This is a genomic window from Thermobaculum sp. T2p, assembly GCF_059335935.1.
Genome location: NZ_JANZYQ010000007.1, coordinates 34,248 through 47,024 on the forward strand (window position 1 = coordinate 34,248; position 12,777 = coordinate 47,024).

The following is a 12,777-nucleotide window of genomic DNA, read 5'->3' on the forward strand; positions in this document are numbered from 1 at the left end:
CTTATACCTCCTCCCGTTTACGCATCTCCGCGCGCAGCCAACGTACGAAGAAACGTGCGTGACGTGCCTGCATCTCGAGATTCGGAATCGTTTGGAGCTTCTCCAAGATCGCCTTTGCTTTAGGATGTTTCCAACTTTGCGCGCCCGCCGTCGTTGGATTGAGGCGATCGGGGATGGCATTCGCATCACCGCGTTCGAGTTCGGTAACAAGGTCGAACCATTGGGATAGACTAGGTTTGCGATCCTTGCCGCTTGCAGGCGTGGCAAGCTCTTTATGATCCTTGAACCAATTGTGCGTCTCAGCCGCAATGGCCTCGTCTGTAACATCTTCGGTCGAATCGGCCTTACCATTGGCGACCATGCCGTTCGTAACCCCCGGAAGCGCTTCGTCGAGACGAAAACGCCCGAACCCCTCGTGCGTGCGTTCACCCAACCACCGGCCCTGCACCACTCGAGATGCGAGCGCCGCTACTCCCTGTCCTGAAACCTCGAATACAGAGCCTCGCCGAATAGCTGCAGCCGGCATTCGCCACAGGCGCGAGGTGCCGTTGAATCCGTGGACCATCACCCAATCTTGGGTTGACCTTTTGAGATGAATGTTATTTGTCCCAAGCAACTCCTGAAGCGCTTCTTCATCCAGCGACGTGCGCCAGCGCAGAAATTCGTCGCGTACGAGTAGATCCGAAGTCAGCGTGAGCCGGAAGGTCTTTTCGGAAATCGCCGGATCTGACGTCGAGCGTGCTTGCGTCGTATCCATCATCCAGGCAATATCCACGACTTCCACTGGTGCTCCAGATCGGCCAACGCGCAGCCAGCGATGGCCTTCGAGAACCGGTTCGAGGCCTTGCGCTAGCTGGCTCATTCCCTCGAGATCACCCCGAAGTTCCGCCACGAAGTACGTGTCTTCGGCGATCTCCTCGACTGCAAAAAGCGAAGGCTCTGGCTGCCTTGGATCAGGTCGCCCGTTGCGCAGCCGCACACGCAGCGCTGGACGGAACGCTATCCAGTCCGCTCTTGCGTGTTCCCGATAGACAAAGAGGTCATCTTCCGGGCGTTTCAGATTCTCGGTTGTTGTCCACGCGTCAATCCTCTTCACCGCAGCTTTTGGCTGGGCCCACCAGGGGACAGGTCCAGCGGAACCTTTGGGCTTCTCGCTCTGCAACGAAAGCGGCACCGGTAGTACTTCGACTGAGGCGAGATTTTCCGGTGCTTGCGGTACTGGTAGTGCGTCGCTCACCGAGATGTGCCCGGCTGTCAGTAACAAAGCAATTGTAGTCTTGCCGTCTTCTATTAGCCAACTAGCCAACGCGCCCAGCAACGCCCGCCCGGGTACGAACGCGAGACTTGGGATTAGGTTGTCAGGTGTGGCTGTGGCGGTGATACACAAGGGGTCTATGTTCCTGAGCAGAAGTCGCAGGTGTTCGGTTGGCGCAGCGACAGTCCGCTCCGATAACGGGAGATTCTCGAGTGAAAGCTTTAACCGGCCGGCACCCGAAGCGCGTCCGCTGCCGAGTGCATCCACTTCCTTAAACAGACGCTCCAAAAACGACAAGTCCTTCTCTGGCAGCTCGACGCATCCCTCGAATCTAGTCCCCTTGGGGACAAACTCCACGGTGCGCAACGAGTCATCCTTCGGCGCTCGGTTGTCGAAGGACTGCCGCGCAGCAGAACGCCAGATATGACTCTCGGGAGTGTCCGCAGTGTATAACGATGTAAAGATCGCCCGTTGCCGTTGGCCTCCTGCTCGTCCAAAAAAGTCATCCGCAGTTTGATCGCCGCGTAGCCTGCGCGCTGCGTCGCGCAACACGCCCTCAATATGCGAAGCCCAGATGACCGGCCGGCCGTGCCGGTCGCGAGCGACGAGCGCATCGATACCACTTCTACCCGAACCGCTGCCGAAATGCGCGTCTGCGAGCAACTCAGCCGTGATCTTACAGCGAACCCACTTTTCATCCATCGGCAACCTCCTGCATAGTCTGTGACGTCTCGTTGCGACTTCCGAGTCGCTCGATTTCCATGATCTCCACGAGATCGAGCAGCGGTGTAATCCAGGGTCCTCCGTTTAGTGAACGCTGCCACACCTCCTTAACGCCTGCCTGACTCAGCTTCTCGCATGCTTCTTTTGACAGCTCCGCGAAGGCAAGCTCTGCGAGGGCCCGCCCGCGCGGGAGCTGCTCTACGAGATAACGGAGCTGCGAACGCGGTGCATTTTGGAGCTTCTCCACGCCCCTGAGGAGACCCTGGAGAGTGTGTAGTCCATCACCAAGCACATCAACTGGACGCTGCGACAATACGCGCTGGTCATCCCCTATGCCACAAACCCAGTTGCGGCGCCGAATTTCCTCAGGGTTATCAACCCAATACGTGGTGTACACTGCCCAATCTACCACCGATTGCGCCTTCTCACCGTTTTCTTTAAGGCCACGGAAGCGGCGTTTGGCGGAGTTGGCCAGCTGCTCAACGATGTTATGCAGACGGTAAATAGGGACAGTTGGGTTCGCGATGACAACACCCACGCCAAGCGTCAGCTCGAAGCCACTGTTGCCCTCTCTTTGAATCCTCTCCAGCTCCCCACACAGCGAGACGACAAACGGCAATGCTTTTTCGGCACGACACATGACAAGCAGGTCATCGCCGCCAAGCATAAGGAGGACCAGCGGCGCCATGCCGGTCGCGTCTTTGCATACATCTTCGATAGCCTTTTTCAGCGCTCGCCGCAGCAGCACGCGATTGCGATGAAAGAAGCGTGCTCGCTCTTCGTCGGTTGTGCCCGCACTACTTCCTACTCCGTTGCCATCTGCGTAAATAAGCGCAAGGTAGCCGGAACCGGCCAGATCGTCCAAGTCCTGTGGCCTTTGCAGTTTGGCCAGAGCCGTCTTTGCTTCAAGCAGGCTCGCAAGATCGTTCGCCTGGCGATTTTCTGCACGTTTTGCTGCCTCATGTCGTCGAGCAACGTTGAGCGATACTCCAGCCTGCTCGTTCCCTTGCGAGATGACCACCGATGCTAAGCCGCGCCCCGTCCATTCGCATGGTGCCAGGATCGGCAGCTCGTTGGAAAGATACGCACGGCTTTGCGACCATTCCTTGTCATCAATCCAGATGTGAAAACGCAAACCCGGTAGTTTACGGCGCAAAAGTTCTGCGGCAGCACGAGCAAACTCGTCGGCACCGTGCTCGAATTGTGCCTCGAAGTGCCCACCGTCGCGCGAGAGGATGCCATATCTCGCGTCGGCACTCGGATCGTCGTGTTGCTGCAGGGGGTCAGCAGTGTCGGCCGCGGGATATGAACCTGTAAGCGGCTTCAATTGCCACTTATCCTCTCCGCCACGTGCCAGTTCTGGCAGTTTCATGCGAAGCATCTCGCCGAGCATTGTGTTCGCACCGACCATCGCACGGAGCCGAGGAACTGCAAAGAGCCACGTTTGCACGCGCCGTAGCTCGATATGCACACGTTGGGCTGCCTCTAACTCTTGATTCGAGTGAGAAACATCGGCTGTCATACTTCATCTCCTCTAAACAATGTCGTCTGTGCGGCGTGTGGCATATCGTTCTCCCGTGCCAGCCGCACAATCTCCGGCCAGCTCTGCACCAGGGCATTGTACGAAAGGGCCTCGGCAGCACGATTTTTGCGATCGCAGATGGTGTAGAGCCGGTAGGCCAGCTCGCGTGCGATCTCGGCGTGGCTGCCGAGCTTGGCCACAAGATCCGCCGCCGCACTTTCACCGCCGGTTTCCAGTGCGCGCACGAGGTGATGCACCGCCTCCCAGACTGTGGGTCGCGCATCGCGCTCGGGGTCCCAATTCGCCGGGAGTTCGCCGGGCGTAAGCAAGCGTACCTTACCACGCCGGGACTCGAGGATACCTGCCTCGACCATCCCCTGCACGCTGGTGTTTTTAGCTTTGGAGAGCGTCTCAGCCACCCCGAACTCGCCCTCGCTAAAGCCGTGTTGCTCGAACCACGCCAGCGCCCAGCGCGTGTCGGCGTCGAAGTCGCCCTCCTGCTCGGCCAGCGCCTCGTCGAGGGTCCTGTTGATGAGCGCGAGCGCCTCGCGTACCGAGACAGGCCGCCCCTCGGCGTCGAGCACCTTGGCGTAGCGGGTGTAGACTGCCATGCCCGGCCCGATGGCTGCCTGCGCTAGATCTACTGGCGCGATGTTGGCCTTCTGCAGCTCGGCGAGTGCGGCGGGCAGCTCGGCCTTGAGGGCCTGCACGAACTCGCGACGGGTGGCGGTGGGCGCATCCGCCGGACGCGGGCGGCAGACCAGGACTATGCTCGAGGCCAGGGCGTTGGTGCCCATCGCAATCTGGCGGGCCTTCATTTCGGTCCGCATCGGCCAGGTACCGCTGATGGCGAAGCCAGCGCGGATCACGGCGTCGAGGAAGGTCTCCCAGCCGGTGGAGGTCGTCCCTGGGTGCGCGGACGTCTCGTCTGCAACTTGTTCATGCGGACCGGAGGCCCGCGCACCCAGCCGCACACCCGACCGCGTACCCAGGGTTTCTTGCTGCTTGAAGGCGTAGTAGATGGTGACCGGAAAGGCCGGGTGCGCCTGCTCGGCCAGGCGGTGCATCGCCCGCGTCATGCCGTCGAGGAAGAACTGCTCGGCCTTTTCCTTGCTACCGTGGCGGTAGGGCGTGGCGACCAGCTCCTCGGCCTTGGGCACGGCCAGCGTGGCGAACAGGTCCGGAAAGACGGGCCGGAGCGAGCGGCGCAGCCAGACGTAGAAGAAGTCCGAGAGGTCGGCGTAGCCGATGTTGTCGTAGTAGGGCGGGTCGGTGGAGATAACTTTCCCAGCAGATACTGATTGAAGCGCTGCATCAGCTTGAGATGAAGTGCCGCCTACCATAGCAGGCAAGTATTCGGCAATTATTTTTGCGGATTGATCAACCGCGTTGTCGTAGCTTCCGGAAGACTTGGAAAAAGGATTTGCTTCCGCATAGTCCCATACCATCGGTATGGCTTGTCGCCCAAAAGTGTTTCTCAGGCTATCCCTAGAGGAATCCCAGCCACAAATCGTTGAGCCTCTGTCTGCAAGCTTGTTTATTGCAAACGCCAAATACACCCCCACGGCCTCGGCGTAGGCGGTGGCCCCGGTGCCGCCGTCGCGGAGGGGGGCGTCCTGGGTGCGCACCTCCTGGGTGTGCGGGCTTTTGGCGCGCTCTTCTTCCTCCTGGGTGCGCGGGCCTCCGGCCCGCTCCTCTCCCCGCTCTCCCTTCCACGCACTGCTCCACCGCCACTCTCCGGCGTCTGCACACAACCCCGCCTTGACCGGATTCTCCCGAATATACGCGCGCACGGCCTCGAGATGGCACTCATCGCGCACGAAGCGATCGAAGTAATCGGGCATCCAGAACGGACCCTCCCAGCCGAGTATGCGATTGGCCTCGCGTGCGGTGTAGGTCTTCCACGATCGGACAATGTCGGAGAGCGAATGCCCCGGTACGGTCTCGATGAGCACATGCACATGGTTGGGCATGATGCACCATTCGAGCAGTCGGTAGTGCTCACCATCAAAATGCAACAGCGCTTCTTCGACCAGCGCTGCGATGCGCGGATCGCGAAGCCAGCAGGCGCCGTGGCCAGCGTCTTCGTATTTCGCGATGCGTTCGCGTAGCTTGGCGTCGGGAGTTAGCGAGCCTAGCGAGCCAGAGGCTCGCGCACTTAGGGACGTCTCGTCCGCATTGTGCGGGCCAGAGGCCCGCGTACCCAGCGCACCCAGCCGCGCCCTCAGGTAGTCGTGCTTGACCCGCTCCATCGCCTCGCCCACGAGGTCAGAGAAGGTGGTGAGCGCCACGAGCTGACGGGGGGTGAAGATGTCAGCGAAAGTGTTCATGCCGTAAAGCGGAAGTTGATCGCGGCACTTGCCGATGAGTTCGTTTTCCGGCTTCCACTTAGGCTTCGCCTCCCGCGCAATCGCTTCGTGTTCTGGCGTGGGCGGCAGATACACGCGCCCGCGCGGCCCCTCGGCCACGATCGCCATCAGCCGCGCGCCCATGCGCCCGGCGCGGCCCTCAGCCTTGATATAGTCGCCCGCGATCGGTGTCCCCGACATGATGCAGCGGAAGTTCGCCCCACGAGCGAGCTTCGTGCCGTTCTTCGCCGCCTGTGGGTCCTTGGGCTTGCCGACCTTCACCGTGAAGCGGTAGCCGCCGTTTTCGATCACCGGCTCGACGTAGGCTTCCTTGCCGGGCTTGGTGGAGAGCATGAACGTGGAAGCCAGCGGCACGTCCACGTGGGCGAAGGCCGGGTTGGGGCTTTTGACCGTTCGCGCCCACAGCCAGGCGATCACCGTGAGTTTCTGGCCGACCAGCGGTTTGAGGTCCGGGCGGTCGGCGGCCATCTCCGGCGTCACTTCAATCTTGGGGTATAGGTGGCCGATGCGCTTCTCGGCTTCATCGCGCATCCACTGGCCGTAGTAGCGCACGTCCTCGGCCAGGCCCTGCGCACCCCGCCACTCGCGCGCGAGCAGACGCTGCTCGTGCCTCGCCTCGGGGTTCACCGGCGGCTGTCCGGCGAAGCGGGGCGGTATCTCGATCATCGCCTTGTTGATCAGCACCGCCACGGGGTTCAGGTCGCTGGCGTAGGCTTCCAACCCCAGCCGCTGCGCCTCGAGCGGGATGCTGCCGCCGCCGGCGAAGGGGTCGTGGAACGCCGGGAGCTTGTCCGGGTTGAACAACTCAGCGGCACGTGGATGACCTGCGTTGTCACGACAGGCGCGCCGCCAGCTCTTCCAGATCTCCTCGCGGGCGGCCTGCAGGACGGTTTCGTTGGTGGTGTTCTCCCACTGCACGAGCTGCTCGAGGATCCGAAACAACCGCCGGCGCTCGTGCTCCTGCGCCTCGGGGGTGGGAAACTCCTCGGGCACGCTCGCGGGGTCGTCCACCATCTGGGCGAAGATCACCGCGCGGGCTGCCGCCAGCGGGCGGCGCGCCCACCACAGGTGTAGGGTGCTGGGGTGGCCGTGGCGGATGGACTTCTCGCGGGCCGAGGCCTGGTTGATGGCCTCGAGGGGGAGGGCCACTTCGATGAGTTTCTTGCGTCGTTTCATAAGATTTCCTCAGCTTGCGAAAGTAACGAAGACAATTCGTAATTCACGCTTGTCACCCCGAAGTCTGGCTCTCGATGGAATGGGTGGCGGATATAGTATACACGATGCCCTCCGTCGTCGAGAAACTTGACGATAGCCAGGATATAGTCCTCGGGCTTGTTCAAGGAGGTCAGGATCTCGTTGCGGGTGACTGTGATGGTATCCGCACCGGCTACCCTGCCCTTCACCTCGATGAAGCGCAGCCGTCCAGTGCGGGGGTCACGGCTTTCGATATCGTAGCCGAGGTGGCCAAACTCGCAGTCCACAGGTTCGTACCCCAGTCGGCGTTCGGCTTCCATGACGATGGCACGGGCGCGGGCGGCGATGGCTTGAGTGTCCGCGGCGGAAGTGGCTGCCGTCATGCCCTCGCCCCGCATCTTGGCAAGCAGCCCCCTCGGGATCACCACGAAGCCACCCATCACTATAGGTGGCAGGGGTGAGATCTGTGCCTCCAGGTCTAGCTCCTGCATCCGCTTCTTGAGCCTGGCTTCCAACTCGTCGGCTCGGCGCCGTGCCTCTTGCGAGTTCAATCGCGCGTTGTGCTTGCCTGCTTGCTCCTGCAAGCGAAGTTCTTCAGCACGGTGGTCCCAGTAGGCGATCTCTCTGGTCAAGCGGTCCTTCACTGCGGCCCGGGTCTTCTGAATCCACTCCAGACGTCGGCGTCGGACCTCTTCCAAGTGGAGCGGCACCACCTGCGTCACGGCGTAGGCCACAGCTTTGCCTTCCAGATCTTGCGCGATCCAATGGCACTCTGGTCGGCGTAGGATCTCGTCCGGGCCGGGTTCATCGTCTCGCAGTGGCCGATAGTCTAGGTATGGTGCATAGGCGGCGTCGCGGACTTGGCCATCGGCGTTTAGCTCCACGTATAGCATGCGGCGGGAGATCACCCGCCTTTCCCCGGTGCGGGTGGTGCTGGCGTCCTGGATGGCATGCTCTAGGTAGGCTACAACTCGGGGCTGGTCGCTTGGATCGCGGTCGTCCACTAGGATTGCGCCGCGGCGCAGTAGGTCGCGATGGCACTCTAGGGTAAGGTCGACCACAGCGTCCAAGAGTGGGTGTCCAGGGCAGATGAAAGCTGCCAGGGGCTGGCCCATTGGAGCTATGAGGTCCTTCTCGAAAGTGATGCGCTCATAGTGGCGTAGAATGGGATCCCGTGTTCCAATGAGTCGATCCCGCTGACGGATCGTAACGGGCACGTGGGTGACCTCGTAACGCCGGGTTTCGCGCTGGTGCACCTTCCCGCCCAAACGCTGAAATGCTTCGAGGAAGAAGGATTCGATGTAGTGCGGTTGGAGGCGGTGGGCTGCGGCACGTTCCATGTCCTCGCGGATGCGCTGTAGCCGCTCTGAGTCGATGATCTCCTGGGCCAGGGCGCGTTCCTCCACTAGGTTCTGCAGGTGCTCGACGTCCAGGGCCTGGTCGATCGCCTGGTTCAGTCTCGCCCTGACCTCGGACCGCTCGCCGTAGCGAATCGCATCAACAAGCAGGTCCCGAAGGGGACGGCCCTCGAACTGTAGCTTGCCTAGGACGTCGAAGACCTTGCCGCCGAGGGCGGCGCGAGCCTCTTCGAGCTTCTTGAGCAAGGTATGGTAGACGTCGCCCTCTCGGGTCTCGATGGCTACCAGGTTCCACAAGTGACAGGGTTCGCTTTGGCCGATACGGTGGATGCGGCCGAAGCGTTGCTCAATGCGATTAGGATTCCAGGGCAGATCATAGTTGATCATCAGATGCGCGCGCTGAAGGTTAATGCCTTCACCAGCGGCGTCTGTGGCTACTAGTACACGCACATCAGAGTCGTGCAGGAATGCCTCCTGGGCTTTGCGTCGCTCCTCGCGGCCCATGCCACCGTGAATCCACTCTACCGCCTGCGGGCGCCCCAACAGCGTGGAGATCCGCTCCACCAAATAGTTCAAGGTGTCGCGGTGCTCTGTGAAGATGACGAGCTTCTGATGCGGCGAGGCCACCGGCCGGGGAGGATCTTCCCCGTAGGTTGCTGTATGCTCAGCAAGCCGGCTTTGAGTGACGGCCGGAGTGAAGAGCTCGCTGAGCAGGTTGGCCAGCTCGCGCCATTTGCGGTCCTCACCACCGGTGCGGACCTGTTGGGCGAGGGCTTCCAGCCGCTTCAGAGTGTTTATCTCCGCCCGCAGTTCCTCGATGGTGCGGGCTGCAGTGGCCTGGTCGAGGATCTCTTCTTCCTTCTTAGCGATCTCGGCTTCTGGGGCTTCCTCCAACTCCTCCAACTCTTCGGGCTCCACTGTAGGGCCTAGGGATGCGGGCACTGTTACCGAACCGACTCGCTGTAAGAGCTCCACCTCCCGCAGACGACTCTCAAGCCTCTCCAGCCTTCTGTGCAGAGATTGATAAATGGCCTCCGGACTTGATGCCAGGCGGCGTTGCAGGGTTGTGAGGGCGAACCCGACGGTGCCTTTGCGCTTCTCGTCGTCCAGCTCTTCGGCGCGGTTGAACTCTTCCCGCACGTACTCCGTAACTTCCTTGTACAGGCGCGCCTCCAGATCCGACAGGCGGTAGGGAACTGTGTGGGCGAAGCGCTCGGGGAAGAGCGGTCTACCATCGAACCGGACCAGCTTCTCCTTGACCATCCGGCGCATGAGGTCTGAGACGTCTACTTGGTGTACGCCGTCGCGGAATCGGCCCTCGAAGCGGTCACTATCCAAGAGCGCTAGAAAGAGCTGGAAGTCCTCCTCCTTGCCATTGTGCGGTGTAGCTGTGAGAAGCAGGAAGTGCCGGGTGATGCTGGAGAGGAGCTGCCCCAGTTTGTACCTCTTGGTGTACTTGATCTCGCCGCCGAAGAAGGTGGCGGACATCTTGTGGGCCTCGTCCACGATCACCAGGTCCCACCGACACTCGGGGGCAGCCATTTTAGCCTGGACGGATTCGTCGCGAGCAGCCTTGTCGAGTCGCACGATCGCAAGGTCGTTTTCCAGAAACCAGTTCCCAGTGTGCGTCGCCTCTAGCTTGTCTTTGGTCATGATCTCGAAAGAGAGCTGGAAGCGCTGGGATAGCTCGTCCTGCCACTGCTCCACTAAGTTGCCAGGGCAGACTATAAGACAACGTTGCACATCCCCGCGCACGATGAGCTCTTTGATTAGCAGCCCGGCCATTATGGTCTTGCCCGCCCCAGGATCGTCGGCCAGCAGGAAGCGCAGCGGCTGGCGGGGCAGCATCTTCTCATAGACAGCTGTGATCTGGTGGGGTAATGGTTCGATAAGGGAGGTGTGCACGGCGATGAGAGGATCGAAGAGGTAGGCCAGTCGGATGCGATGGGCTTCCGAGACCAGCCTAAAGAGGGCTCCGTCGCCGTCGAAACTCCATGGGAGGCCTGGTTCGACGACCTCCAGGCGCGGCTCATCGCTGCGGTAGAGTAGCATCTGCCCAACCCGGCCAGCGGGATCCTTGTAGGTGAGTTCGAGAACGTCAGAGCCAAACCACTGGACAGACACAACGGTGACGGTAGCGTCAGGAACTATACCACGCACAGAGATATGGGGTCGGATATCTTCAAGCTTCATTGTGTCAAGCCTCTCTCCTTGCCATTAGGTTTCATCTGAATGTAGTGTACCTGCAATCTTCCTCATCGAAACTAACTAACAGCACCTTTGGACCAGACGCCAGGCAGTTTGGTTGCTCTCCTGTCCTAGATCGAGACGTCGGCTTTTGCCCTGCCGGAGCCCGTCCTCAAAGTGGTTGAAAAAATTGCCGTTGCTGCTAGCGTGAGTGAGGATGAACGCTAACGACTGCACGTGTATATCAGTGGGGTAGCAGCACGGGTTATAGACCAGGCCGCGGTAGGACTCGAGCATCTCCGCAAGTGGCTTCAACACGCAGCGTGGGTTGCAGAACTTGCCACTCTTATTGCCTTTAGCGCTGACGAACTGCGACAGGAAACACTCATACACGTGCCCCAAAACATCCTTGGTATGGGTGTCCTCATCGCCCACTCGGATGTTGTTGATCAGTTCTATGAGCCGACCTAAACGCATTTTGTCCATCTCTGGTCGTGTGTAGTCCCTGAGGAGCGCGCTGCCCAGGGTGGGGTTGTCGCGCTTAAGGGCAGTTATGGCTTCTTCCACAATCTGGCCTATGGTGGGCCGCTTGGCCTGTGCCTTGAGGTACGCCCAGCAGGTCTCGAGTGGTATCCAAAAGATGTCAGTCGCGTGGTATTCATCTGGATCTTCTGGATCGGCACCCAGGCCGCTCTCAGATTCGAGTTTGGCATGGTGCTCCTCGAAGGCTTCAGAGGTGTATTTGGGGAATATTGACCTGAGGACGGCGTGTTTGTACTCAGCAGCATCCGTACTGCTACGCCGGTCATCGACTGCCTGCCAGACCTGGGCTTTGAAGCCGAGGTTAGTGTCAGTATTCCTCACTAATGTTCTGTTGCCGTCTTCCCGTTTCGCCATTCCTAACTCGCTACTCTCGTCTTTCCAAGCGTGGTGGCCCCAAATAGGTAGTCTGGCGACCACCATAACTTAGAATACTGATTGCAAAGCACAAAGTGGCTTGGGTGGGGTTTATGGAGGGTAAGTCTTTACACGTTGTGGTCAATCTTTGCAGGAAAGGTTGCCCGTATTTGCTTATAACTGATTGCCACTTAGATCTACTTTGAAAACTAGAAACTACACCAATAACCTTGGCGCTGGCTACGTGTCCTAAGTAGATAGGGAATATTCTAAAAGATGGATAATTATTCATCACTTTCTGGAAATGTTTATATTTGGAGTTGAAGCCATCCAGGGTCTTATGGGTCAACTTTCTATGTCTTAGGTTAATCCCTCTCTTTTGCCAATCAGATCGGCGAAATTAACCTCGTCGAGCTTTGTTGCCAACAAATAGGAGAAGTAGATGTCTATAGTATTCCTCAACCACCACGACCATTTGACGTTTTTGTTCTACGTCAACACAAGTATAGCTTAAACCTTAACTAAGTGGATACTAACAAAGTGGTATCAAAAACAATTAGTTAGTGACGAACTATCTTTGCAAGACGTATTTCTTGAAAAATACGTGAGGCCAGAGTTAGAGCGGATTCTAGCTAGAGCGTTCTTCACAGCTGATCTCCTATGAGGGGGCGAGGGGCAGCTGGGTACTGCCCGCCGCGGCGAGATCTGGCGCTGGGAGCTTCCAGCACTTATATGATCCGTACATATACTTTTGTGTTTTGTACGAAACGTCGATCTATTTTGGGTGCATTGACATAATAGCTGTCACATGGGTGGGAAACATTGGTAATTAGGCCAGTGTTTGGTTCTGTCCAGGTTTTATTGGAGGAGGTACGTTATGTGGAGGCATGAGGACGACCTGGTGATAATGTATGAGCCTCAGGGTATCTTGACGCTTACCGTTGTGGGAGGAGTTATCGATGACTTCCAGCTACTGATGCTCCAGCATATGGTGCTAGATTACCTCAAAGACTACAACATACTCGTCAGGGTGAACGTCGATCGCAGTTACAGCGTGCTCCAGCAGGTAGATATAGAGACCCAGGGATTTGATTTCGTCGATACCAGCGACTTCTGGGAGTACGTGCAGGATGTGCTGTGTGATTTAGGAGTGATCCCATCCTTTTGGGATATACCTTTCATGTAGGTCTTATCATTTCATTCTGCAGTTTGTGTGACAGAAGTTGGAGGCTTTCCCTTTATGCAATACCTGCATACAAATATCGCTTCTGC

General features: G+C 58.9%; 6 protein-coding genes. 1 reads left to right on the forward strand and 5 read right to left on the reverse strand.

What is annotated here, in order from left to right:
* Nucleotide 1: 1 nt before the first annotated feature.
* From N2245_RS03520 to N2245_RS03540, 5 genes are all read right to left on the reverse strand, one after another.
* Nucleotides 2-1,957 (reverse strand): RAMP superfamily CRISPR-associated protein, encoded by a 1,956-nt coding sequence (locus tag N2245_RS03520; RefSeq protein ID WP_494535349.1) that lies wholly within the window; start codon nt 1,955-1,957, stop codon nt 2-4.
* Nucleotides 1,950-3,500 carry a Cas10/Cmr2 second palm domain-containing protein gene (locus N2245_RS03525; RefSeq protein WP_494535350.1) on the reverse strand — a complete coding sequence of 517 codons (1,551 nt, stop codon included), beginning with the start codon at nt 3,498-3,500 and terminating at the stop codon, nt 1,950-1,952. Before N2245_RS03525 ends, N2245_RS03520 begins: the two co-directional genes overlap by 8 nt.
* Nucleotides 3,497-7,045 carry a DUF1156 domain-containing protein gene (locus N2245_RS03530; RefSeq protein ID WP_494535351.1) on the reverse strand — a complete coding sequence of 1,183 codons (3,549 nt, stop codon included), beginning with the start codon at nt 7,043-7,045 and terminating at the stop codon, nt 3,497-3,499. The genes N2245_RS03525 and N2245_RS03530 overlap by 4 nt, the downstream gene beginning before the upstream one ends.
* Nucleotides 7,042-10,614, reverse strand: a complete 3,573-nt coding sequence (locus N2245_RS03535; RefSeq protein WP_494535352.1) for a DUF8742 domain-containing protein — start codon at nt 10,612-10,614, stop codon at nt 7,042-7,044. The genes N2245_RS03530 and N2245_RS03535 overlap by 4 nt, the downstream gene beginning before the upstream one ends.
* A 75-nt stretch (nt 10,615-10,689) precedes the next feature.
* Entirely contained in the window at nt 10,690-11,505 is an 816-nt protein-coding gene (locus N2245_RS03540; protein WP_494535353.1) for a type I restriction-modification system subunit M N-terminal domain-containing protein, read from the reverse strand.
* An 877-nt stretch (nt 11,506-12,382) separates the two neighbouring features.
* Between N2245_RS03540 and N2245_RS03545 the strand changes: the two genes are divergently transcribed.
* A complete protein-coding gene (locus N2245_RS03545; protein ID WP_494535354.1) occupies nt 12,383-12,691 on the forward strand; it encodes a hypothetical protein in 309 nt (102 codons plus the stop codon).
* Nucleotides 12,692-12,777: the final 86 nt, after the last annotated feature.